General features: G+C 49.8%; 18 protein-coding genes and 1 pseudogene. 8 read left to right on the top strand and 11 right to left on the bottom strand.

What is annotated here, in order from left to right; all coding sequences use genetic code 11:
• Nucleotides 1–9: 9 nt before the first annotated feature.
• From dnaA to M1D30_RS02280, 5 genes and pseudogenes are all read right to left on the bottom strand, one after another.
• Complete coding sequence (gene dnaA / locus M1D30_RS02260; RefSeq protein ID WP_248505827.1) at nucleotides 10–1,419, bottom strand: chromosomal replication initiator protein DnaA; 1,410 nt, start codon at nucleotides 1,417–1,419, stop codon at nucleotides 10–12.
• 286 nt (nucleotides 1,420–1,705) lie between these two features.
• Entirely contained in the window at nucleotides 1,706–2,608 is a 903-nt protein-coding gene (locus M1D30_RS02265; protein WP_248505829.1) for an MlaD family protein, read from the bottom strand.
• Nucleotides 2,609–2,635: 27 nt separating this feature from the next.
• Complete coding sequence (locus M1D30_RS02270; RefSeq protein ID WP_248505831.1) at nucleotides 2,636–3,910, bottom strand: N-acetylmuramoyl-L-alanine amidase; 1,275 nt, start codon at nucleotides 3,908–3,910, stop codon at nucleotides 2,636–2,638.
• Nucleotides 3,911–3,978: 68 nt separating this feature from the next.
• Nucleotides 3,979–4,347 carry a dihydroneopterin aldolase gene (folB, locus tag M1D30_RS02275; RefSeq protein WP_248505833.1) on the bottom strand — a complete coding sequence of 123 codons (369 nt, stop codon included), beginning with the start codon at nucleotides 4,345–4,347 and terminating at the stop codon, nucleotides 3,979–3,981.
• 36 nt (nucleotides 4,348–4,383) lie between these two features.
• Nucleotides 4,384–4,827: pseudogene (locus M1D30_RS02280) on the bottom strand (ribonucleoside-diphosphate reductase, adenosylcobalamin-dependent); the annotation flags it as partial.
• Nucleotides 4,828–5,160: 333 nt separating this feature from the next.
• Here M1D30_RS02280 and M1D30_RS02285 point away from each other — a divergent pair.
• Complete coding sequence (locus M1D30_RS02285; protein ID WP_248505835.1) at nucleotides 5,161–5,916, top strand: nitroreductase family protein; 756 nt, start codon at nucleotides 5,161–5,163, stop codon at nucleotides 5,914–5,916.
• Here M1D30_RS02285 and M1D30_RS02290 read toward each other — a convergent pair.
• On the bottom strand, nucleotides 5,854–6,927 hold the full coding sequence (locus M1D30_RS02290) for a glycoside hydrolase family 43 protein (RefSeq protein WP_248505837.1): 1,074 nt from the start codon (nucleotides 6,925–6,927) through the stop codon (nucleotides 5,854–5,856). The genes M1D30_RS02285 and M1D30_RS02290 overlap by 63 nt on opposite strands.
• A gap of 177 nt (nucleotides 6,928–7,104) precedes the next feature.
• Here M1D30_RS02290 and M1D30_RS02295 point away from each other — a divergent pair, with 177 nt between their 5' ends.
• The gene (locus M1D30_RS02295; RefSeq protein ID WP_371874183.1) at nucleotides 7,105–9,024 is read left to right on the top strand and encodes a family 43 glycosylhydrolase; all 1,920 of its coding nucleotides are present in this window, start codon (nucleotides 7,105–7,107) and stop codon (nucleotides 9,022–9,024) included.
• Between the two features lie 50 nt (nucleotides 9,025–9,074).
• Nucleotides 9,075–10,265, top strand: a complete 1,191-nt coding sequence (locus M1D30_RS02300) for a phosphotransferase (protein WP_248505841.1) — start codon at nucleotides 9,075–9,077, stop codon at nucleotides 10,263–10,265.
• Between the two features lie 77 nt (nucleotides 10,266–10,342).
• Here M1D30_RS02300 and M1D30_RS02305 read toward each other — a convergent pair whose 3' ends face one another.
• The 4 genes from M1D30_RS02305 to purL all read right to left on the bottom strand — a co-directional run bounded on the left by M1D30_RS02305 (nucleotide 10,343) and on the right by purL (nucleotide 16,303).
• Nucleotides 10,343–11,197, bottom strand: coding sequence for an OmpA family protein (locus M1D30_RS02305; RefSeq protein ID WP_248505843.1), 855 nt, complete (start codon nucleotides 11,195–11,197; stop codon nucleotides 10,343–10,345).
• Between the two features lie 147 nt (nucleotides 11,198–11,344).
• A complete protein-coding gene (locus M1D30_RS02310; RefSeq protein WP_248505845.1) occupies nucleotides 11,345–11,926 on the bottom strand; it encodes a chromate transporter in 582 nt (193 codons plus the stop codon).
• A gap of 46 nt (nucleotides 11,927–11,972) precedes the next feature.
• Complete coding sequence (locus M1D30_RS02315) at nucleotides 11,973–12,515, bottom strand: chromate transporter (RefSeq protein WP_248507718.1); 543 nt, start codon at nucleotides 12,513–12,515, stop codon at nucleotides 11,973–11,975.
• A gap of 62 nt (nucleotides 12,516–12,577) precedes the next feature.
• The gene (purL, locus tag M1D30_RS02320) at nucleotides 12,578–16,303 is read right to left on the bottom strand and encodes a phosphoribosylformylglycinamidine synthase (protein WP_248505847.1); all 3,726 of its coding nucleotides are present in this window, start codon (nucleotides 16,301–16,303) and stop codon (nucleotides 12,578–12,580) included.
• Nucleotides 16,304–16,496: 193 nt separating this feature from the next.
• Between purL and M1D30_RS02325 the strand changes: the two genes are divergently transcribed.
• From M1D30_RS02325 to M1D30_RS02345, 5 genes are all read left to right on the top strand, one after another.
• Nucleotides 16,497–18,956 (top strand): bifunctional UDP-N-acetylmuramoyl-tripeptide:D-alanyl-D-alanine ligase/alanine racemase, encoded by a 2,460-nt coding sequence (locus tag M1D30_RS02325; protein WP_248507720.1) that lies wholly within the window; start codon nucleotides 16,497–16,499, stop codon nucleotides 18,954–18,956.
• A gap of 21 nt (nucleotides 18,957–18,977) precedes the next feature.
• Nucleotides 18,978–20,351 carry a PTS galactitol transporter subunit IIC gene (locus tag M1D30_RS02330; RefSeq protein ID WP_248505849.1) on the top strand — a complete coding sequence of 458 codons (1,374 nt, stop codon included), beginning with the start codon at nucleotides 18,978–18,980 and terminating at the stop codon, nucleotides 20,349–20,351.
• A gap of 125 nt (nucleotides 20,352–20,476) precedes the next feature.
• Nucleotides 20,477–20,908, top strand: a complete 432-nt coding sequence (locus M1D30_RS02335) for a GxxExxY protein (protein WP_248505852.1) — start codon at nucleotides 20,477–20,479, stop codon at nucleotides 20,906–20,908.
• An 88-nt stretch (nucleotides 20,909–20,996) separates the two neighbouring features.
• Nucleotides 20,997–21,974 (top strand): 5-dehydro-4-deoxy-D-glucuronate isomerase, encoded by a 978-nt coding sequence (gene kduI / locus M1D30_RS02340; RefSeq protein ID WP_248507722.1) that lies wholly within the window; start codon nucleotides 20,997–20,999, stop codon nucleotides 21,972–21,974.
• Nucleotides 21,975–21,990: 16 nt separating this feature from the next.
• Nucleotides 21,991–23,406, top strand: a complete 1,416-nt coding sequence (locus M1D30_RS02345) for an MFS transporter (protein WP_248505854.1) — start codon at nucleotides 21,991–21,993, stop codon at nucleotides 23,404–23,406.
• Nucleotides 23,407–23,495: 89 nt separating this feature from the next.
• Here the strand turns inward: M1D30_RS02345 and M1D30_RS02350 are convergent, their stop codons facing one another.
• On the bottom strand, nucleotides 23,496–23,912 hold the full coding sequence (locus M1D30_RS02350) for an N-acetylmuramoyl-L-alanine amidase (RefSeq protein ID WP_248505856.1): 417 nt from the start codon (nucleotides 23,910–23,912) through the stop codon (nucleotides 23,496–23,498).
• Nucleotides 23,913–24,040 lie beyond the last annotated feature (128 nt).

Genomic DNA, 24,040 nt, shown 5'->3' on the forward strand with positions numbered 1-24,040 from the left:
AGCCTTTTCTTATTTCTTCAGTTTGAAAGAGTTTTCAATGCTATTTAGTTCCTCAGCAAAACCCTTGTCTATCTTTAATCGTTTCTCAATGGCGGCGCAACTGTGGATAACGGTTGAGTGGTCGCGTGAGCCAATGAGCAGACCGATACGTGATGCGGGCATCTTGGTGTGCTTCTGAGCCAGATACATGGCTACCTGTCGTACTTGTACGAACTCACGCTTACGACTCTTGCTTACAACCTGCTGTTGGGTGACACCATAGTGCTGGCACAGACGTTCCATAATATCGTCAATGGTCAGCGGATGATTATCTATCTTCACAGAGCGCTTGATGATACGCTCGGCCAAATGCATGTCGATGTTCGAGTTGTACACGATGCTATAGGCCATGAGTGAATTCAATACGCCCTCTAAATCGCGTACGGAACCATTAGCTGTTTGGGCGATATAGGCAATCACGTCGGCAGGAATCTTCAGTCCGTCGCGACGGCACTTTGAGTTCAGAATATCTACGCACAACTGTGCATTAGGCTTCTCGAGCTCAGCGATCAGTCCGCAAGAGAAACGTGTCAACAGACGGTCTTTTACGCCAACGAGGTCAACGGGAGGACGGTCACTGGCCAGAATAATCTGTTTGCCCAAACGGAACAGGTGGTCAAAGATGTGGAAGAATGTGTCCAACGTCTTGGGTGAGTTGACCCATTCCTGAATATCGTCTACTATCAGTACATCGATGCTCTGATAGAAGTTGATGAAATCATTGGTTGTGTTCTGGCGTACAGAGTCGGTGAACTGTACCTGGAACAGACGGGCCGACACATAGAGGACGCGCTTGTGCGGATACATCTTCTTGCATTGAACGCCAATGGCGTTTATCAAGTGTGTCTTTCCACAACCTGATGGACCATAGATAAAGAATGGGTTGAAGGTCGACTTGCCTGGGTGCTCTGCAATAGAGAGACCTACGGTGCGAGGTAGCTTGTTTGAATGTCCTTCAATATAGTTGTCGAACGTCTTCTTTGGATCCAGTCGGGGGTTCAGGTCCTGTGGTGTGGCAGCGTCAAGTACGGTGGGTGATTTGTTCCCGCGAACGGTGGCAGCGGGTGCTTCCACATCCATAGGCTGTTCGCTCTCCACGTCTTGCGTCAACTTGTGTTCCTTATCTGTCATCAGACGATAGGTCAGACGCACGTTGGTCTTGAAGCTGTTTGATAAAGCCCAAGCCATTAAGCGCACGTAGTATTGCTCCAAGTACTCATATACATATGGACTTGGAACCTGTACCAGCACCGTCTTTTGCTCTTCGTTGTACGACTCGAAGACGATGGGCTCAAACCACGTTTTAAAGGTCTGCTCAGTGACATTCTGCTTAATCAAATGTAGGCAGTTGTCCCAAAGCGCCTTATGACTGTTCTGCATCTTGGGCGTTTATTATTTTAGTTATTAATTGTTTTAATGATACAAGATTATGTCTTGCATTGTTTACGAGTGCAAAGTTCGCAAAAAAAAATGAAACATGCAAATGATGCAAAAATAAGGGTTGTGTTTACAATTTCCGTAACTCGCTATTTTTTTGACTTTTACGTTGTTTCACGAATTTTGGTGAACATACCCCCTTTGCTTATGTTGTAGGTCTTGATTATCAGTTATTTACTAAAAAAGAAATGAGTCGGATGACCCATTTCTTATTTAGATAAAATTAAAATTACTTATCTTTTCTTCCGAAAACAGAGAAGTGTACATAGCGCTTTGGATGTTGTTTCATATCCATCAGCAGCGAGTCGGCACTTTGCATCGTTGCATTCATGTTGTTGTATAGCTCTGGGTCGCGCATCAGCAGTCCTAATGTGCCCTCATTGCTGTTCAATTTAGCTGTCGTCTGTTCCACGTTTGCCATGGCGCGATCCACCTTCTGCATGGTAGCCACCAGGTCGATGTCGTTCAGTTTCTGGGTAGTACCCTCAACATTGGTCAGTATGCCGTTGGTCTTGGCCAGCATGCTGGGCATCTGATGGTTTAACTGTGCCGACAGGGCATTCAGTTCCTTCGAAGTGGTACTCAGGTTTGCTGTGATATCGTCTACGTTGTGCAGTGAGTTCTTAATGGCAGGATCCTGCATCAATGCATTCAGCGAAGCCAATATCGAATCCAGTTTGGGCAGCATGACCTCAATCTGTGGAATCATTTGTGCTGCGCGTCCCATCAGTCCGCTGGCGGTACCACCTTCTATGGTGTCGCCTTTGGCCATCAGGTCAATGGGATTAGGTCCAAATTTCAGTTCCAACTTAACGTTTCCCAGCAGGTCGCTCGAGATCTCGGCGCGTGTGCCTTTGGGAAGTGACAACTGGTTGTCCAATCCGATGACAGCAACGATGTTGTCTGGTCGCGAGTAGTCATATTCTATTCGTTGTACAACGCCAACGCGGTAACCGTTGGCATATACGGGACTCGATGCTGACAGGCCGCTTACGTCGTTGAAACGTGCGTAGTAACTGTCGTCGGTCGAGAAAATGGTCAGTCCTTTCAGAAACTGCATGCCGAAAAACAGAATGATGATGCCGGCAACGGCCACCAAGGCTATTTTTACCTCTTTCGTAAAGTATTTCATATGCTTATCTGTTTTATATTTCAATCACTATTTTTTCTTCTTTAGTTCTTGGATGGCTGCCTGCGTGTCAATACGCTCTCCGTCCTTAAAGGCCACGATGAAAGCCTGAGGGAATTGTTTGGCCACCTCCTGCCGCAACTGGCGAATCTCGTTATAATTGCTTGTTGAGCCAACGGTATATTTCCATGTGTTGCCGTCCTGATAGCAGTCCACATCTTTGAGGCCTTTCAGTCGACTGTCGCCTGTCTTGAGCTTCTGGGTGAGTGCCATGAATTGCACCTTGAACACGGGGCCTTGCTGTTGAGGTTGCTGTGCGGGAACCTGTTTTGGTTGAGTCTGTGGCACCAACTTGCTTTCTGCAGGTTGTACCTGTAGCGTGGGCTCTGTCTTTACAGTATCTTGAACAGGTATTTCTTGTGTGGTTTTCACAGTCTGTTGTATCACAGGTGCAGACTTTTCCTCTTTTGCAGGTGCTGGCTCCTCTTCTATCGCGGGAGCTGGCTCTGGTTTGATAACAGTAGGCAGAGGTGCCTTCTGTCCTGTCTTGGCAGCCTTATATTCAATGAAGGCCTGGTAGATGCCTAATCCCATAGCCTCTTGGTTGCTGGGGTTGTTCAGGTAGGCTTCCTCTGATGCTGTAGTGATATATCCCAACTCAATGAGGCAGGCAGGCATTGATGTCTCTCTGAGCACCAGAAAAGCATCCTGTTTCACACCTTTGTTGGGTCGGTTGGCTGTGCGGCACACGTTCTTCTGAATGCCCTTGGCCAGTTCCACACTTTGCAGCATGTTCTTGTCATTAATCATCTCGAAGATGATGTAGCTTTCGGGTGAGCGTGGGTCGAATCCCTCATAATGCTGTTGGTAGTCTTTCTCCAGCAGCACCACCTCATTCTCTCTCATAGCCGCACTCATCTTCTCGTCGCTGCGTCGCATGCCCATGGTATAGGTCTCCAGTCCGCTGATGGGCTTTTTGCTGGCCACCGAGTTGGTGTGTATGCTGATAAACACATCCGCTTTGTTCCTGTTGGCAATGGCAGCACGTTCTTTCAAGGGGATGAAGACGTCGGTCTTACGTGTGTATATGACCCTTACGTCTGGGCAGTTGCGCTCCACGTAGCGTCCGAAGGCCAGTGCCACTTTCAGGTTGATGTTCTTTTCATACGAGTATTTTCCTGGTGCACCGGCATCCTTGCCGCCGTGTCCGGCGTCAATGACCAGCGTGAATTTCTTGGGCGTGGCGCCATAGGCCACAATGCTCAAAAGCGCGATTATTAGGAAAGAGACAATCTTTTTTGTCATATATTCTATTACAGTCTGCAAAAGTACGTTATTTTCTTGAAAAAACCTCTTTTTGCGCAAGAGTTTTATTATTTATTAAAGGTAGCGCTCACGCTGGCTCCTGCGCAGCGAACCCCTAAAGGTGGGTTCACCTTGGTGATGCGAACCATCACGCGTTCCGCTTCAGGGAAGTCCTTGAATACTTCCTTGCCTATGCGTCCGGCCACGTGCTCCAGGAGATTTGAGGGAATGGCCATCTCGCGTTTAATGATGTCCAGTAGTAGGGCATAGTTCAGTGTGTCGTTCACGTTGTCGCTCAGTGTGGCCTGTTCTATGTTGTAGTCTGCGCAAATAGATACGCTGTATTCTCCTCCCACTTGCCGTTCTTGTTCCAGAACACCATGGAAGGCGTACAGACGTACATCATTTATTTCTATTGTGCTTTTCTCCAGTTTCATCTGATAAGTTTATTCTTCCGTATCGTTGTTGCTGGGCAAGTATTTCTTCAAAGCCTTTTCCACACCGTTCTTCCAAGTATTGATGCTCTCAGACTGCAGTTGCAACGAACCTACCAACTTGATGACGTGGTTCAAAGGCATGCGATAGCGCAGCACACCGCTGATCAGTTTGGCATAGTTCCAGTATTCTGGACTGAATTTCTCAGACAGTCCTTCCACTGTAATCTTATAGCCGCGTGTGTTCTCGAATTGAAAGTCGTATCGCTTGGTGCCGTCGCTATTTGTCTGCTTGATAATCTTTCCCTTAGTTACCGACTTTGGCAATACGATGCCTTCGTCATCGTCCTGTAAACCTGTGAAGATCTCGTAGGGATAGCCATCCAGCAATCCCACCAGTGCCACCCATTTCTCTTTGTTGTTCTGGAAGCGCACCACATCGCACTCTAGGGCCTGTGGGCGTACTTCGGTAACCTGTGGACCCAGGTTCAGCGGGTTAACAGGTGCTATCTCCTGCAGGTATGTGGCCAATCGTTCCAATTGCTCCTTGCTGATGGGTTTTTTATTTTTCTTTTCCTTCTTCAGGATTTCGTCCATCAGTCGCTCTTTGCCGCCATAGGCCACCAGTAACTGTTCTATCACAGTCTCATTAGCCGTTGTTTTTTGCGTGTCCATAACTTGTTTATATATAATCTGCTTGCAAAGATACTAAATAATTCATAAATCTTTGCATTCAAAGCGAATAAAATTCGAGCGGGCAACGCATAATTCATAATAAATTAGTATCTTTGCCCCAATAAACACGAATCAAGCGATATGAAGAATTTAATGACCCGTCGTACCATTCGACAGTATGCCGACCGCGATGTCGACGAACAGTTGCTTAACAACCTGATGGAACAGGCTGCACGTACTCAGACCATGGGAAATCTGCAACTCTATAGTGTTGTGGTGACCCGTTCTCAGGAGATGAAAGAAAGGTTGGCTCCTGTCCACTTTAATCAGCCGATGGTTACTCAGGCCCCAGTGGTGCTCACCATTTGTGCCGACTTCAACCGCACCTCCACGTGGGCACGTTGTCGTCAGGCTGAGCCAGGTTACGACAACTTTCTGTCGTTCATCAATGCAGCCACCGATGCTCTGCTCTATACCCAGACCCTGTGTAATCTGATGGATGAGGAAGGCTTGGGTTATTGCTATTTGGGAACCACCGTCTATCAGCCCCAGCAGATCATTGATATTCTTCGCTTGCCAAAGCTCGTGATGCCAGTGGCCACGCTTACCGTGGGATGGCCTGCCGAGACGCCAGAGCTCTCAGATCGTCTGCCTTTGAAGAGTTTTGTGCATCAAGAGACCTACAACGACTATCTAGGCGTTGATATCGATGAGTATTATCATGAAAAGGAGTCGTTACCAGAGAACTGTCACTTTGTGAAGGAGAATCACAAAGAGACTCTTGCTCAGGTTTTTACAGATATACGCTATACTCGCAAAGACAACGAGGCCATGTCAGAGACGCTCATCCAGACGCTTATCCGCCAGGGCTTCCTGCCTTTTCGACCACGCCTGTAGTCGCTTGTATTCTTTCTTGGTCAGTCGCATAAACGAGCCGTGCTGCGGAGCTGTCACGCCCTCAATATCCACAGGGTCGTGAAAGTTGCGTAGGTTCTCATCAGCTTTACAAATGCGATAGTGCTTGGGACGGTCGCTGTATTGGATATATGCCACGCGCCAGGTTTTGTCGCCAATGAGTTGGAAGGCACTTGAGCCCTCGCATTTCTTTTTCCCCTCGAAGCTTACGTAGTCGTCTTCTACGGGCTCGCTCCAGCCACTGACCAGACTCTTCGACGTGGCGGTATAGATGCCAGGTTTGCCGCCTTCCTTCTTGATAAGCATGTGATAGAGACCGTCGTCCAGGAGGTTGATGTCGGCATCGATGGTGGCATATCCCCAGTCGAAAAGAAGCTTAGGCTGTGTTAGGCGTGTGAACGACTTGTCGGCATACGAGTAGTACATGCGATCGTATGCCTCTTCTGCGCTGTTCCACATCGAGTAGTAAATCATATAACCACCTTTATCGCCATTCTCCCATACGTAGTTGGGATCCCAGAAGATCTGAGGCGCCCACACACGGTTGATGGTACTCCAGTTCTTGTATACGCTCTCACCCTCGGGGTTGCAGAAGATATTTGTTCCCTGACGATAGTCAAAGGTCTTACTCTCCCAGTTAATCAGGTCCTTACTTGTCATCAGGTCGATGCCGTAGTTGTCCCACTTATGACTCTTTGCCACGCACATGTCGGTGGTCACCATTACAAACCCCTTGCCGTCCCACGACCGACAGACGAAAGCATCTCGCTGTCCGCCCTCGATGCGTGCATGCTCTTTGGGGTCGATAACGGCACGTCCGCCAATAATGTCCTCATAGTGATAACCGTCGCGACTCAGTGCATAGGCCGTATATTCGCCATGGTCGCTCATGTGACAATAAAGGTAGCCATAGTCGCCCTTCTGCATGTTCTGGGCCAAAGCGGTCAGCGCTGCTATCGTCAGTGCTGCCAAGAGTGAGAAACATCTCTTCATGGGATCATATTTTTTTGATGTGTGCAAAAATAAGCATTTTCTGAAAAATCTCCAAATAATAATTTGGAAACCTTGGCTGTGTGACGTTTTTTTCGTACCTTTGTGCACAATAAAACTAACTAATCAAAAAGAACAAATATGAATACTACAAAAACCCTACTGACGGTCATTCTTGTGATGGCATCAGCAACCACTGTCTTAGGTGCCAAAAAGAAGCCCGTTGTGCAGCAGCCTTTGGACCCTAACGAGAAGGTGGCCTATCTTTTCACTTACTTTAATAGTAACGACCCCAAGGACGAGCAAATCTGCTATGCCCTGAGTGAAGACGGCTATAACTACACACCGATTAACGATGGTATGCCCGTTGTCGAGAGTGATACCATCGCCTTTACCCAGTGTGTGCGCGATCCGCATATCCTGCGTGGCGAGGATGGTAAGACCTTCTATATGGTGGTCACCGATATGCGTTCGGCCAATGGCTGGAGCAGTAACCGTGGTATGGTATTGCTGAAGAGTACCGACCTGGTGAACTGGCAGCACTCGGCCATCAATTTCCCCACACGTTACACCAAGACATGGAAGAACGTTATCCGTGTGTGGGCACCAGAGACCATTTACGACCGTAAGGCAGGTAAGTACATGGTGTTCTATTCACTTCGCACCAGCGATCCAGGCTCTTACGATAAGATTTACTATCAGTATGCCAACAAAGACTTTACCGATCTGGAAGGCGAACCAAAATGGCTGTTTGATGCAGGTAACGCTACCATCGACGGAGACATCGTCTATAACGATGCCGACCAGATGTATCACCTGTTTTATAAGCAAGAGTCGGGTAGGGGTATCTATCAGGCAGTGGCTAAGGAACTGACCGATAAGTGGCAGATGATTGGTGGCAACGTGGAGCAGACCAAGGAGGCCGTTGAGGGCGTTGGCGTTTGCAAGGCTATCGATGGCAAATCGTGGATTATTATGTACGATTGCTATGGTAATGGTCACTATCAGTTCTGTAAGTCAGAGGACTTGAATACCTTCAAGTTCGTGCAGAACACAGAGATGCGTGGCAAGTTCACACCTCGTCATGGAACGATTATCCCCATCACCCGTGCCGAGAAGGAGCGCCTGCTGAAGGCTTTTCCTAATCACAAGCAGCCCATCCTCTCTGGCTTCCATGCCGACCCTGAGGTGCTCTATTCTAGTAAGACCAAGAAATACTATATCTATAGCACCACTGACGGTACACCTGGATGGGGTGGTCACGATTTCAGTGTCTTTTCATCCGAGAACCTCGTTGATTGGAAGGACGAAGGTAAGATGCTCGACGTGAAAGGCGATCAGGTGAAGTGGGCTACAGGTAACGCTTGGGCTCCTTGTATTATCGAGAAAAAAGGAAAGTACTACTTCTATTTCTCTGCTCATAATCCTAAGAGCAACCGCAAAGAGATTGGCGTAGCTGTAAGCGATAGCCCTACAGGTCCCTTTGTTGACTCTGGTTCACCCATCATCACAGATAACGACCGTCCTAAGGAGGCTCGTGGTGGACAGGCCATCGATGTGGATGTCTTCAAAGATCCCAAGAGTGGTAAGTACTATCTCTATTGGGGTAACGGCTTTATGGCTGGTGCCGAGCTCAACGACGATATGATCTCTGTGAAGAAAGAGACCATCACTCATATGACACCTAAGGGTGGCAATCTTCAGACCTGGGCTTTCCGCGAGGGCGCTTATGTGTTCTATCGTAAGGGCACTTATTATTTCATGTGGAGTGTTGATGATACTGGCTCGCCCAACTATCACGTATGCTACGGAACGGCTAAATCGCCCCTCGGCCCTATCACTATCGACGAGCAGAACTACCTTGTCATCAAGCAGGAGCCTGAGGACCAAATCTATGGCACCGCTCATAACTCTGTGCTTCAGATTCCTGGCAAGGACGAATGGTACATCGTTTATCACCGCATCAACAAGAACTTCGTACATCACGAGCCGGGCATTCACCGTGAGGTCTGCATCGATAAAATGACGTTCGACAAGCAGGGACGCATCATTCCCGTTATTCCCACTTTGAACGGACCGGAACCGCTGAAAAGCAAATAAATTGAGGAACCGGACTTCCTTGTGATGGCAGTTTTTCTAATTATAGAAATATGACGATTCAGTTCCATAACAACGAAGGAGAAGCTACGCTGACACTCTGCGGACGACTGGATACAGCCGTCTCAATGAAGGTGAGCAGCGACATTGAGCAGTTGTTGGCTACGGCGGGCACCATCCAGCGTCTCACCATAGATGCAGGTCAGTTGGAGTATATCTCAAGTTCTGGTCTTCGCATCCTGCTGACGCTGGCAAAGCGCTTTAAGCAATTCAGAATTGTTGAAGTCAATCCTGAGATCTACGACGTGCTTAACATGACAGGCTTCACCAAGATAATGAGTGTTGAGCGAGCCCTGCGCCAACTGAGTGTTGACGGGTGCGAGGTCATCGGCGTAGGCGGCGTTGGAACCGTCTTCCGACTCGATGATGACACCATTATTAAGGTCTTTCGTGAAGGGTCCACCATGGACGAGGTGAGCAAAGAGATTGCCATGTCGAAAGAATCCTTTGTCATGGGTATGCCAACGGCCATCTCGTTTGATGTGGTGAAGGTGGGTAGTCAATATGGACTGGTGTACGAACTGCTGCACGCTCAGACCCTGAGTGCCTGTCTGAAGCAGAACCCTGAGCGATTGGATGAGTTGGCACGCAAATATGCCGACCTCTTCCTGCAGATGCACCATATTCAGGTGCCTGCCGACAGTTGTGTGCCTAATGGCCTGGAACACGAACGTAGTCAGGTGCAGCATATCCGTCGCTATTTCCCTCAGGAGAAGATTGATCTCTTGCTGCAAATTCTCGATACTGTTCCCGCTGGTCATAGTCTGCTGCATCTTGACCTTCAAGCCAAGAATGTGATGATACAGAATGATGAGCTGATGCTGATTGATATGGGCGAGGTGGGCTATGGCCATCCTGTGCTCGACCTGGCACATGCTTATTCATCTATGGTGTCTTTGGTGGGCGATTATAATCAAATCGTAGGAATTCCACGAGAACTGGGCATGGAACTATGGAATCGTACCATCGATTATTATTTCGAGGGACTGCCCGCCGATGTGGTTGCCTTGCGTAAGGAGCAGATCAAGGCAGTGTCGTGTGTCAGGAACTTCAGTTGGCTGGCTCTCAGCGACTCGTTCCCAGAGGCTGTCATTAACGAATGCAAGGCACTCTTCGACGAGCGCGTCACGAATCATCGAGACCATCTCCTGGAAGTGTGTAAGACCTTGAACGACTGGAAATAAGATAATCGAAACACCGATAAATAAAACAGCGGCGCATCCTGTCTGGGTGCGCCGCTGTTTTATTTATGTGATGTTGCTTACTTTGTCTCAGGTGCCTCACCAATCAACTCCATAAACTCGTCGAGTTTAGGCGTGATGATAATCTGGGTGCGACGGTTGCGCTGTTTGCCCAGTTCGGTATTGTTGCTCTGCAAAGGATTGTACTCGCCACGACCACCGGCAGTGAGACGCTTAGGATCAACACCATACTTGTTCTGCAGGGCCTGAACAACACTTGATGCACGCAAGCAAGAGAGGTCCCAGTTGTTGCGGATGTTGGGCTTAGAAATGGGCACATTATCAGTGTTGCCCTCAATCAGTACGTCGTAGTCCTTATAGTCGGTGATAATCTTAGCAATCTTCGACAGTGTCTCGGCGGCACGGTCGTTAATCTCGTAAGAACCGCTCTTATACAGCATGTTGTCGGCCAGCGAGATGTAAACAACGCCCTTCAGTACCTGTACATCGACCTCTTTCAGTTCTTCCTTAGACAGAGAACGGGTCAGGTTGTTCGAGAGTACCATGTTCAGTGAGTCGCTCTTTGACTTCACCTCCACCAGGTGACGGATATACTGGTTTGACTCGTTAATCTGGTCAACCAGCTTCTCGATAGAAATGTTGTTCTGTGAGGCGTTACTCAGACTCTTGTCCAGCGACTCCTGCAACTTGGCGTATTTCTGCTCAGAGGTCTTCAAAGCCTGCTGCATGCCGCGCAACTGTTCCTCCAGTGATGTGATGCGGGCATTTTTGCCTGCCAAATCCTCTCTGGTAGACTGAAGGTTGGCGGTCAGCGATTTGTTCTCATCGCGACAACTGGTCAGTTCCTTTTTGCTGGCGCATCCGCTCAGCAGTATGGCAGCCGCAGCTGCAACTAAAATAACGTTCTTTCTCATGATGTTCTTTTTTCGTTAGTAAATGAATTGAATTCGGCTGCAAATATACAGATATTGGCGTTATGATACACCAAACCGGTGCCGGAATTAGAGTATTTTAACCTCCCGCCACTATTTTTTCAGTAAAATTAGAAAGAAAAATGATAATCAGTACAGCAAAAGCAATCCTGCAAACGCGCTCATCACAATCATCTTGATGGGGTTCACCTGGTAAATTTTTGTACCCACAAAGGTGGCAATAAACAAAGCTATGCTGATACAGAACTGCCACATGTCGTCGTTGGGCGTCGAGAAGTTCTCTTTATTACAGAGCAGCAGCGTGGCTGCAGCCAGGAGTCCCACAACGGCAGGGCGCAAACCGCCAAAAACCGACTGCACCGTTGGAGTGTTCATATACTTAATAAAGAGTTTGGCGATGATTATCATCAGAATCAACGATGGTAGCACCAAGGCAAAGGTGGCGATGCATGAGCCCAACACAGACATGCCCGTGCTCATACCAGCGTTATGGCATGCCATGTAGCCGCAATAGGTGGCCGAGTTGATACCAATGGGACCAGGCGTCATCTGACTGATAGCAACGATATCTGTAAACTGCGAAGTGCTCATCCAGTCGGGCACCACTTTGGTCTGTATCAGCGACAGCATACCATAGCCGCCACCGAATCCAAATAACCCGATTTCGAAGAATGTCACAAATAGTTTCAAATATAATAATGCTATCTCCATGATGTCTTTTTAAAATATCTAACCACTAACTTCTAATCCCTAACCGCTATTCCGTTGGCTGGATATACTTACCATAAACCCATCCGCCCAGTCCGGCAAGGATAATGATATAGATAGGTGATACCCCCATCAGCCAGATGGCCAGTGCGCTGACAGCCGGAATCCAGCAGTTTGACCATGATATCTTGGCACTCTTGCCCAGATTGAATGTAGGTACGGCAATGAGAGCCACTACAGCTGGACGAATGCCACGGAACATCGCTGCCACCACAGGATTATCCTCGAAGCGGTGGAAGAACATGGCAATCATCAGGATGATGAGGAACGAGGGTAGGGCAGTTCCAAAGGCTGTGGCCAATGCACCACGAATCTTTCGCAGCTTATAGCCGATGAAGATACTGATGTTGATGGCAAACACGCCAGGGCAACTCTGTGCAATGGCGATGAGGTCGAGAAACTCATCCTTCCCCACCCATTGCTTCTTGTTCACCACCTCTTCCTCTATCAAAGGTATCATGGCATATCCACCACCAAGGGTGAATATGCCAATCTTAAAGAATGTCTTAAATGAATCCCAATAGATATTCATTATTTTCATATTATAGGATAACCTAGGATATCCTAGGACATTCTAGGCTAACCCAGAATTTCCTAGATTCTTTCCTCTACCCACTTACGTGCGTTGACGAACGCCTCAATCCATGGTGTCACCTCGTCGTTGCGACGGTCAGCGGGATACCATGCGTTCTGCCAGGGGAATACGGCACGCTCCAAGTGAGGCATCATACAGAGATGACGGCCATCCTGTGAGCAGATACCTGCCACGTTATAGTCAGAACCGTTAGGATTAGCGGGATAGCCAGCGTAGTTATACTTGGCAATCACGTTGTAAGCGCTCTCAGCCTCGGGCAGTGAGAACTTACCCTCGCCGTGAGCCACCCACAGGCCAAGCTTGTTGCCGCTCAGTGAGCCGAACATCACAGAGTTGTTCTGAGGAATGCTCAGGCTGATGAACTCGCTCTCGAACTTATGAGAGTCGTTGTGCAACATCTTAGCACCCTTAGCCCCAGTCAGACCCAGTTCCACCATCAGCTGGCAACCGTTACAGATACCCAGTGACAGGGTGTCCTCGCGAGCATAGAACTTATCCAGAGCCTCCTTAGCCTTGGGGTTGAAGAGGAAGGCACCAGCCCAACCCTTAGCCGAACCAAGTACGTCGGAGTTAGAGAAACCGCCACAGAACACAATCATGTTGATATCCTCGAGTGTCTCACGACCAGAAATCAGGTCGGTCATCATCACGTCCTTCACGTCGAAACCAGCCAGATACAGACAGTAAGCCATCTCACGCTCACCGTTGGTACCCTTCTCACGGATGATGGCAGCCTTCACGCCAGATGCCTTGCGGCGATCGGCTGAGATGCCATACTGAGCCAACTTACCAGTGAAGTCCTTATTGAACTGCATCTCGATGGGCTGCTTCTTATAGTTAGCGAAACGCTCGGCAGCCTTACCGTTGAAGCTCTGCTTGCGGTCGAGCAGATAAGAAGTCTTATACCATGTATCACGGAGAGCATCAATGTCGAAGGTCTTCTCCTCATCACCAGCCTTCACCACGATGGTGCGACTGTCCTCCACGGGATAGCCAATCTTGGCATAGCCAACACCAGCATCCTCCATGAACTCCTTGAACTCCTCCTTGTGCTCGTCGCTCACCTCGATAACCACGCCAGGGTTCTCAGCGAACAGAGCCTTCACCACGTCGCCCTCCTTGCAGATGTCGTGCAGGTTGATGTGCATGCCGCCCTTCTGGTTGGCGAAGCACATCTCGAGCAGCGTGGTAATCAAACCACCGGCCGAGATATCGTGACCAGCCATGATCCATCCACGATTGATCATCTCCTGAACGGCCATGAAGGCATCGGCAAAGTACTCAGCGTTCTTCACTGTAGGCACATCGTCGCCCACCTTACCCAGGCTCTGGGCGAAGGCAGAACCACCAAGGCGCTGCTCGTCGAAGCTGAAGTCGATATGATAGAGAGATGCATTCTTATCGTTAACCAGTACAGGTGAAACCACCTTCTTGATGTCAGAAACCTCACCACCAGCTGATACAATCACTGTTCCTGGAGAGATAATCTTCTCGCCGTTGGGATACTGCTGAGAGAGTGACAGTGAGTCCTTACCTGTAGGCACGTTGATGTGCAGGTCGCAGCAGAAATCACTCAGGGCCTTCACACCAGCATACAGACGGGCATCCTCACCCTCCTGAGAGCGGCAAGGCCACATCCAGTTGGCAGAGAGACTCAGCGAATCCATACCCTCGGCCAATGGAGCCCAAACAATGTTGGTCAGTGCCTCAGCTACAGAGAGTACAGAACCGGCAGCAGGATCAGCCAGACCAGCCTGAGGTGCATGTCCCAAAGCAGTTGCAATACCCTTCTGGCCACGATAGTCGAGAGCAACAACACCACAGTCGCTCAGAGGCAACTGGATCTCACCCTGACACTGCTGACGTGCAATCTTACCTGTAACCGAACGGTCGACCTTGTTAGTCAACCAGTCCTTACAAGCCACAGCCTCCAACTGGAGCACGCGGTCGAGGTACTCGTTAATCTTATCCTGACTGTAGGTTACGTCAGCATAGTGGCGTTCTACAGTATTGTCCTTCATAATAGTCTTGGGTGAGTGACCAAACATCTGGGCAACGTCCAGATCGAAAGGCTTCACACCATCACCCTGCTTGAACGAGAAGTGGGCGTCGCCGGTAGTCTCACCAACCACATACAGCGGAGCACGCTCACGTTCAGCAATCTTACGAACATGCTCGATGTGCTTCTCGTCGATGAGCAGGCCCATGCGCTCCTGACTCTCGTTAGCGATGATCTCCTTGCTTGAAAGCGTCTTGTCGCCGATAGGCAGTTTGGTCATATCAATCTCACCACCACACTCCTCAACGAGCTCTGACAAACAGTTCAAGTGACCAGCAGAACCATGGTCGTGAATAGAAACAACGGGGTTCACGTCCTCCTCGCAGAGGGCACGCACCAAGTTGTAAGCACGCTTCTGCATCTCAGGGTTAGCACGCTGTACGGCGTTCAGCTCGATACCATTGCTGTAGCGACCTGTATCAACAGATGATACAGAACCACCACCCAGTCCGATGCGGTAGTTATCACCACCAACAACCACCACCTTGTTGCCTGGCTGAGGCTCCTTTTTCAGACAGTCGCGCTTGGTGCCATATCCTACACCACCTGCCAGCATAATCACCTTGTCGTAAGCATACTTGGTGTCGTTGGGCTCCTGATGCTCGAATGTCAGCACAGAACCGCAGATCAGTGGCTGACCGAACTTGTTTCCGAAGTCAGAAGCACCGTTCGAAGCCTTAATCAGAATCTGCTCAGGTGTCTGATACAGCCACTGGCGAACGGGCAGAATGTTCTCCCAGTCTCTGGAAATTCCAGATAATCCAGATTCTCCGGATTCGTCCAATCTGGGATAAGCCGTCATGTAAACGGCCGTACCAGCGATAGGCCATGAACCAACGCCACCACCCATACGGTCGCGAATCTCACCACCAGTACCAGTAGCAGCACCATTGAAAGGCTCAACGGTTGTGGGGAAGTTGTGCGTCTCAGCCTTCAGCGAGATTACGCTCTCGATATCCTTGATCTGGAAGTAGTCGCTGGTGCTCTGGTCCTTTGGAGCGAACTGCTCTACCACAGGACCCTGTGCAAAAGCCACATTATCCTTATAGGCCGAGAGAATCTTGTTAGGATTCTCCTGCGTTGTCTTCTTAATCATCGCAAAGAGGCTCGACTCCATCTCCTTGCCGTCAATGATGAATGTACCACCAAAGATTTTATGGCGGCAGTGCTCAGAGTTGATCTGGGCAAAACCAAAGATCTCTGAGTCTGTCAGAGGACGGCCGTTCTGCTTCTCCAGTCCGTGCAGATACTGAATCTCCTCGGGCGAGAGAGCCAGACCCTCTTTCTCGTTATATTCCTCCAGGTTGTCCACATACTTGATGGGCTCTGGCTTAATGTTAATCGTGAAGATATCCTGATTCAGTCCTTCGTACATGCGCTGCAACATCTCGTCGTGCTCAGCATCCTTACTGGCAGCGGGGAAATACTCCTCTATACGAGAAATGCCGCTGAGTCCCATGTTCTGAGTTATCTCAACGGCATTCGTCGACCAAGGGGTCACCATTTCACGACGCGGACCCACAAAGAATCCGTCCATCGTCTGGGCGTCAACGAGCTCTGCATTGCCGTAGAGCCAACAAAGTTCTTGTACTTCTGCTTGTGTGAGCTGATGGTCCACCTGAGTGGCAATCACGCTCTGTTGGGGGGTCTTGAAGAAAAGAATCATATTACCTGATTTTCTATAAGTTTGAAATTTGGCTGCAAAGGTACTAATAAGCGAGCGAAAAACCAAATTTATTTGGATTTTTCCGAGTGTAAATAGCATGGAAATTCGCAGGCGCGAAATTATTATGAATAATGATTTACGAATTACGAATTATTTTGTACCTTTGCAAATTGAAAGTTAAAATCTATATATGATGACATATACAATTGAGAAAGTGGCTACGCTAATTGGCGCACGCCGTTATGGTGAGCACGAGACAACCGTGGGTTGGCTGCTCACTGACAGCCGCTCGCTCTGTTTCCCCGAGCAGACTTTGTTTTTTGCCTTGCGCAGCAAGCGCAACGACGGACATAAATTCATTGACGAACTGTATCGCCGTGGTGTTCGCTCGTTCGTTGTCGAACAGGAACCTGCCGATTATCAGACAGCTTATCCTGATGCCAACTTCCTGAAGGTGCCCTCGCCGTTGGCTGCCCTTCAGCGCCTGGCCGAGCGTCATCGCGATGAGTTCGATATTCCTGTCGTGGGCATCACAGGTTCTAACGGTAAGACCTGGGTCAAGGAATGGCTTCATCAGATTCTGATGCCCACCATGAAGGTCACCCGTTCGCCCAAGAGCTATAATTCTCAGATTGGTGTGCCCCTGTCAGTATGGCTGCTCAACGAGCAGACCCAGGTGGCTCTCTTCGAGGCTGGTATCAGCGAGCCTGGCGAGATGTTGGCCCTTCACGACATCATCCAGCCCACCATTGGTGTGCTAACCTCGCTGGGCAGTGCCCATCAGGAGAACTTCCGAAACATGGACGAGAAGTGCATGGAGAAGTTGCAGCTATTTCGCGATACGGAGGTCATCATCTATCCTTCCGACGACGATACCGTGAGTCGCTGTGTGCGCCGTTCGCAGTATCAGGGCGAACGCATCGGCTGGTCGCGCTATAGCGAGAAAGCCCCCATGTATGTGAAGACCGAAGGTCGTAAGGTGAGTTATATATATAAAGGTGTTGAGGGCAGTTATGAGATTCCCTTCATCGACGAGGCTTCAATCGAGAACTCCATCACCTGTGCCATTGTGGCCCTCTATCTGGGCATGTCGCCAGAGGATCTTGCTGAGCGTATGGCCAAGTTGGAACCCATTGCCATGCGTCTGGAGGTGAAGGATGGTCAGCGTGGACTCACACTCATCAACGACTCGTATAACAGTGATGTCAACTCACTCGACATAGCGCTCGACTTCATGAACCGTCGTCCTGATCAGGAGGGAAAGTGCAAAACTTTGATTCTGAGTGATATCTATCAGAGTGGCGAAACGCCCTCTGAACTCTATCGTGAGGTGTCCGACCTGCTTCGTAAGCGTGGTATCGACCGCTTTGTGGGCATTGGACCAGAGATTATGGCGCAGGCTGCTCAGTTCACTGTGGGCCAAAAATGGTTCTTTGCCAATGTGGATGAATTTCTGCAGAGCAGCGTGTTCCGCAATATGCACGACGAGATTGTACTCCTCAAGGGTGCACGCCCGTTTGGCTTCGAGCACATCAGTGAACTGCTGGAGCAGAAAGTGCACGAGACCATCCTCGAGGTCGACCTCAACGCTGTGGTCGAGAACCTGAACCACTATCGCTCGTTTATGAAGCCAGAGACCAAGATTGTGTGTATGATTAAGGCCGACGCCTATGGCGCTGGTGCTGTCGAGATTGCCAAGACCCTGCAGGATCATCGCGTGGACTACCTGGCTGTGGCTGTGGCCGATGAGGGCGTGACCCTGCGCAAGGCTGGCATCACCCAGAACATCATTGTGATGAACCCTGAGATGTCGTCGTTCAAGACGCTCTTCGACTACGACCTCGAGCCTGAGGTTTATAGCTTCCGACTGATGGACGCCCTGATTCAGGCTGCCCGTAAGGAGGGTATCACTGGCTGGCCTGTCCACCTGAAGCTCGATACTGGCATGCATCGCCTGGGCTTTGACCCTCGTCACGATATCGACCAGCTCATCGACCGTCTGAAGCATCAGACTGCCATCATTCCTCGTTCTGTGTTCTCGCATTTCGTGGGTTCCGACAGTGACGACTTCGATAACTTCTCGGCCCATCAGTTTGAGTTGTTCAACGAGGGTAGTAAGAAGATTCAGGCTGCCTTCTCGCATAAAATCCTGCGCCATATGGACAACTCGGCAGGCATTGAGCACTTCCCTGAGCGCCAGATGGACATGTGTCGACTGGGCATTGGACTCTATGGCGTGGATCCTCGTACCAACGGCATCCTCTCAACGGTGTCAACGCTGAAGACCACCATCCTGCAACTACGCCATGTGCCTAAGGAAGAGACCGTAGGCTACAGTCGCAAGGGCAAACTGGAACGCGACAGTGTGATTGCCGCCATCCCTATTGGCTATGCCGATGGACTGAACCGTAAGTTGGGCAACCGTCATTGCTATTGCCTGGTGAACGGACAGAAAGCTGAGTATGTGGGCAATATCTGTATGGATGTGGCGCTGATCGATGTTACAGACATCCCTTGTCAGGAGGGCGACAGCGTGGAGATCTTTGGCAAGAACCTGCCTGTCACTGTGCTCAGCGATGTGCTGGAGACCATTCCCTACGAGGTGCTCACCAGTGTCAGCAATCGCGTGAAGCGCGTTTACTACCAAGATTAATCACTAAAACTATATCAAGAAATGGAGCAAGTATTCACTTACATCATCCAGTTGGGAGCATCGGTCATGATGCCGATCCTCTTCACTATCATCGGCCTGTGCATTGGCATGAAGTTTGGCAAGGCGCTTAAGAGTGGCCTCTATGTGGGCGTTGGTTTCGTTGGCTTGGGCATTGTCACAGCTCTGCTAACCACCAATTTCAATACGCCACTCGACGCCATCTCAAAGATCTTTAATCTGAACCTCGCCGTATTCGACATGGGCTGGCCTGCTGCCGCTGCTGTGGCCTATAACACAGCTGTGGGCGCGCTCATCATCCCCATTTGTCTGGGCATCAACTTCCTGTTGCTGGTCACCAAGTGCACGCGTACGGTCAACATCGACCTGTGGAACTACTGGCACTTCGCCTTCATTGGTGCTGTGGCCTACTTCGTGATGGACCAGAGTCTGCTGTGGGGCTACTTCGCTGCCATCTCTTGTTATATCGTAACCCTGGTCATGGCCGACCTCACAGCCGAGCGTTTCCAGAAGTACTACGACAACGTAGAGGGCATCTCTATCCCTCAGCCTTTCTGTCAGAGTTTCACACCGTTTGCCATCGCCATCAACTGGCTGCTGGACCGTATTCCTGGTTTCTCAAAACTCGATATCGATGCCGAGGGACTGAAGAAGAAGTTTGGCGTGCTAGGCGAGCCGCTGGTGTTGGGTGTCATCGTGGGTGCCCTGATTGGCTGGGCTGCCCAACTCGACATTAAGAAGATTCTGTTCCTAGGTGTCACCATGGGAGCCGTCATGGAACTCATCCCACGTATCACCTCACTCTTTATCGAGGGTCTGAAACCCATCTCTGAGAAGACGCAGGAGGTGGTGAAGCGTAAGTTCAAGGGCAAGAAGGTGTACATTGGCATGTCGCCAGCCCTGGTCATCGGCCATCCCACCACGCTTGTGGTGTCGCTGCTGCTCATCCCAGTGACCCTCGTCCTGGCCATCGCCCTGTCGAGGGCCGACAACCAGTTCCTGCCCCTGGCATCGCTGGCTGGCATGTTCTATGTCTTCGTGATGGTGTTGCCCTATACCAAGGGTAATGTGGTGAAGACCTTTATTATCGGCTTGGTGGCTATCACCATCGGTCTTTATTTCGTCACAGACATGGCACCTGCCTTCACGCTGGCTGCTAACACCGTCTATGAGGCAACGCAGGACAAGGCCGCCCAGATTCCTGAGGGTTTCCAGGCTGGCGCCATGGACTTCGCCTCGTCGCTCTTTGGCTATGTCATCTATGCGTGTGTCAAGTATCTCAAGTGGATTGGTATGGGTGTGCTCACACTCATCACCGTGGGCATGGTGGTGTGGAACCGCCTGCGTATCACGGCTGAGGAAAAGAATTCAAAGTAAAATGTGTAGTTGAAAAAAACGAAGTGAAAAGTAATATTGGAAAAGAATACGAAAGAATAGGAAAGAATTTCTTCCAACAATAAAAAAGAATTTTTATTTTGGAAATCTATAGGTAGAAAGTAGTCATGACGAAGCAGGAGTATAAAGATATATATGATGTGGTAGGCGCTGCGATGGAGGTTCACACAACCTTGGGTCGTGGTATGGCAGAACCTATATATCAGGAATCTCTTGCAGTTGAGATGAAAAAGCGGGGCATGATTGCTGAACGTGAGAAAGAACTGCGACTCCAATATAAAGGAGTGATACTCGAAAAGAAGTATTACGCAGATTTCTATTATAATGGCATAATAATTGAGTTGAAGTCTGTCGAAGAAATAAACTCTGAGCATCGTGCCCAGTTGTTCAACTATATGCGCATCACAGGATGCCATCGTGGCATCTTGCTGAATTTCGGAGAGAGATTCTTGCGATCAGAGCGATATCTGTATCTGCCTGATGAGGATGATTTTGTTTTGTTGATGCAAGATAATTATCGAGATTATATCACAGAATAATTTTTTTCTTATTGTTGAACCTAATTCTTTCTTATTATTACTAATTCTTTTCAAGAAAATGACAGTAAATATTAATTGTGAATATATGATGAAGAAAGCATTTATTTCTATGGCACTGCTGACAGCGGCATTTGTTTCCGCCACAGCCCAGCAAACAGTGAATTTCCAAACCGCATGCCATCCAGAGGACGTGAAGCACTACGACACAAAGACCCTTCGTGAGCGCTTTGTGATGGAGAAGGTGATGGAGGCCGACAAGATTAACCTGACCTACTCTCACTACGACCGCTTTATCTTTGGTGGCGCCATGCCTGTGACAAAGACCCTGAAGCTGGAGAACTTCCTGGAGCTGGGTCTGGACGTTGATCCTAACATCAAGGAGAAATACTTCCTCTATAATCGCGAGCTGGGCGTGGTGAACTGTGGCGAGGGCGATGGCGTGGTCATCGTCGATGGCAAGGAGTATGCCCTCTCGCCCAAGGAGGCCCTGTATATTGGTCGCGGCCATATTGGCAAGGGTAAGGACGTGAACAAGGAGGTGCTCTTCCGTTCGAAGGACGCCAAGAAGCCTGCTAAGTTCTACCTGAACTCGGCCACTGCCCATCAGCACTACAAGACACAGTGGATCACCCTCGATGGTCGTAAGGGCTCGCTGAAGGCTGCCGTCTGGGGACCTGTCGGTTCGCTGGAGGAGTGCAACAACCGTACGGTCTATAAGCTCATCGTCAACGACGTGCTGGAGGAAGGTCCCTGCCAGTTGCAGCTGGGTCTCACACAGTTGAACCCTGGTGCTGCCTGGAACACCATGCCACCTCATACCCACGGTCGTCGCATTGAGGCCTACTACTATTTCAACCTGCCTCAGGAGCAGACCATTGCCCACATCATGGGACAGCCTGAGGAGAGTCGCGTGGTGTGGCTGCACAACGAGCAGGCCATCATGTCGCCTGAATGGAGCATGCACGCTGCTGCCGGCACCTACTACTACACCTTTATCTGGGGTATGGCTGGCGAAAACCTATACTATAACGACAAAGACAATATTCCTGTCATCGACATCAAATAATAACTTTTAAAACAATATGTCATCAATCAAAACAACCAAAATGAGCAACTTCCGCTGGGTCATCTGCGGACTGCTCTTCCTTGCGACTACCATTAACTACATGGACCGTCAGGTGTTGAGCCTGACATGGAAAGACTTCATCGCCCCCGACTTCCATTGGACGGACGATGACTACGGCACCATCACGGGCCTGTTCTCTGTATTCTATGCTGTGGCCAACCTCTTTGCTGGTAAGTTCATCGACTGGATGGGCACCAAGAAGGGTTATCTCATTGCCATCTTCGTGTGGAGCGTGGGTGCTTGTATGCATGCTGCCTGCGGATGGGGTGCCATCGGACTGGCTGGTGGCAGCATCGTGGCCCTCACCACCATCTCTGTGTGGCTGTTCCTGGCCTGTCGTATGATCCTGGCTGTGGGCGAGGCTGGTAACTTCCCTGCTGCCATCAAGGTGACGGCCGAGTACTTCCCCAAGAAGGACCGTGCCTTTGCCACCTCTATATTTAATAGTGGTGCTTCTGTGGGCGCCCTGGCTGCTCCTGCCACCATCCCCCTGTTGGCTCGTGCTTGCGGATGGGAGATGGCCTTCATCATTATTGGTGTGTTGGGCTTCTTCTGGATGGGCCTGTGGGCATGGCTCTACGAAAAGCCTGCGCGCAACCAGCGTGTGAATCAGGCCGAGTTGAACTATATCGAGCAGGACAGCGACATTGCCGAGGTGCAAGACCGCAAGAATGTGAAGGACGACGAGGAGACTATCTCGTTCTGGAAATGCTTCACCTTCCGCCAGACATGGTCGTTCATCGTGGGTAAGTTCATGACTGATGGCGTGTGGTGGTTCTTCCTGTTCTGGGCACCAGCCTATTTCAGCGATGTCTATCATTACACCAGCGATTCGCCCATGGGCATCCTGCTTATCTTCACCCTCTATGCCATTGTGACGGTGGTGAGCATCGGTGGTGGCTATCTGCCTAAGTATTTTGTCGAGAAGCGTGGCATGAACCCCTATCTGGGTCGCATGCGTGCCATGTTCATCTTTGCCTGCTTCCCCTTGCTGGGCCTGCTGGCACAGCCTCTGGGAGCCTATAGTGCTTGGTGGCCTGCCATCCTCATTGGTTTCCTGGGTGCAGGACATCAGGCATGGAGTGCCAACCTGTATTCTACCATCGGCGATATGTTCCCCAAGTCAACCATCGGCACCATCACTGGCATCGGCACCATGGCTGGCGGCTTGGCATCTTTCGCTATCAACAAGGGCTCTGGCGCGTTCTTTACATGGGCCGACGGCAAGGGCGAGTTGTTCTCGTTCTTTGGCTTCGAGGGCAAACCTGCAGCCTATATGGTGGTGTTCAGCCTGTGTGCTGTGGCCTACCTCATTGGCTGGTTCATCATGAAGAGTCTGGTGCCTAAGTACAAGCCCATCTCTTTGGACTAATGATGTAAAGAAATACTGCCGAAAAACAGGGTTCTGAAAAAATGCAAACTAGAACGAAAAAAAGGGGCTTTTGGCCCCTTTTTTTCGTTCTAGATAGTGATACCCGCATATTCCGCTTTGACATCAAAGCACGGACAGTCCTTATGCACATTTGGCAAATCACGGTGTCCCAGTATCTGGGCGTCGGGATGCTTTTTTATCAGATACTTCAGCAGGTTGGTCATGGCCCATTTCTGGGCCTTTGTGCGTGTGTCCTCGGGCTTTCCCTGGGCATTGAGTCCGCCCTCGTAGCACACACCCAGCGACCTGCTGTTATAACCCTTGGCATGGGCGCCTACCAGTTGCTCGTGGCGCGTCTGATACACGGTGCCGTCGCGTGTGATGTAGTAATGATAGCCGGTGAACCCGAAACGATCCGCGTGACAGCGGATGAGCGCTGTCACGGGAAAGTCGCGGTTGCACCTTGTGGCGCTGCAGTGAATAACAATCAAATCAATCTTCCGCATGACTGTACTGCTATGGTGCCCAACACGGTTGTAATCACTGTGGCCACGAATTTAAGGACCTTGGCCACGTTGGTCCAGTTGATTTTAAGCATAGATTTTTTTGATGAATGGTTAAGGGTTAATGGTTG

Origin of the sequence: Prevotella sp. E15-22 (genome assembly GCF_023204875.1) — a bacterium.
GTDB lineage: Bacteria > Bacteroidota > Bacteroidia > Bacteroidales > Bacteroidaceae > Prevotella.

Bases quoted from the DNA above. Each gene is read 5' to 3' on its own strand.
- dnaA (WP_248505827.1), bottom strand. From the start codon at position 1,419: ATGCAGAACAGTCATAAGGCGCTTTGGGACAACTGCCTACATTTGATT.
- M1D30_RS02265 (WP_248505829.1), bottom strand. From the start codon at position 2,608: ATGAAATACTTTACGAAAGAGGTAAAAATAGCCTTGGTGGCCGTTGCC.
- M1D30_RS02270 (WP_248505831.1), bottom strand. From the start codon at position 3,910: ATGACAAAAAAGATTGTCTCTTTCCTAATAATCGCGCTTTTGAGCATT.
- folB (WP_248505833.1), bottom strand. From the start codon at position 4,347: ATGAAACTGGAGAAAAGCACAATAGAAATAAATGATGTACGTCTGTAC.
- M1D30_RS02285 (WP_248505835.1), top strand. From the start codon at position 5,161: ATGAAGAATTTAATGACCCGTCGTACCATTCGACAGTATGCCGACCGC.
- M1D30_RS02290 (WP_248505837.1), bottom strand. From the start codon at position 6,927: ATGAAGAGATGTTTCTCACTCTTGGCAGCACTGACGATAGCAGCGCTG.
- M1D30_RS02295 (WP_371874183.1), top strand. From the start codon at position 7,105: ATGGCATCAGCAACCACTGTCTTAGGTGCCAAAAAGAAGCCCGTTGTG.
- M1D30_RS02300 (WP_248505841.1), top strand. From the start codon at position 9,075: ATGACGATTCAGTTCCATAACAACGAAGGAGAAGCTACGCTGACACTC.
- M1D30_RS02305 (WP_248505843.1), bottom strand. From the start codon at position 11,197: ATGAGAAAGAACGTTATTTTAGTTGCAGCTGCGGCTGCCATACTGCTG.
- M1D30_RS02310 (WP_248505845.1), bottom strand. From the start codon at position 11,926: ATGGAGATAGCATTATTATATTTGAAACTATTTGTGACATTCTTCGAA.
- M1D30_RS02315 (WP_248507718.1), bottom strand. From the start codon at position 12,515: ATGAATATCTATTGGGATTCATTTAAGACATTCTTTAAGATTGGCATA.
- purL (WP_248505847.1), bottom strand. From the start codon at position 16,303: ATGATTCTTTTCTTCAAGACCCCCCAACAGAGCGTGATTGCCACTCAG.
- M1D30_RS02325 (WP_248507720.1), top strand. From the start codon at position 16,497: ATGACATATACAATTGAGAAAGTGGCTACGCTAATTGGCGCACGCCGT.
- M1D30_RS02330 (WP_248505849.1), top strand. From the start codon at position 18,978: ATGGAGCAAGTATTCACTTACATCATCCAGTTGGGAGCATCGGTCATG.
- M1D30_RS02335 (WP_248505852.1), top strand. From the start codon at position 20,477: ATGACGAAGCAGGAGTATAAAGATATATATGATGTGGTAGGCGCTGCG.
- kduI (WP_248507722.1), top strand. From the start codon at position 20,997: ATGAAGAAAGCATTTATTTCTATGGCACTGCTGACAGCGGCATTTGTT.
- M1D30_RS02345 (WP_248505854.1), top strand. From the start codon at position 21,991: ATGTCATCAATCAAAACAACCAAAATGAGCAACTTCCGCTGGGTCATC.
- M1D30_RS02350 (WP_248505856.1), bottom strand. From the start codon at position 23,912: ATGCGGAAGATTGATTTGATTGTTATTCACTGCAGCGCCACAAGGTGC.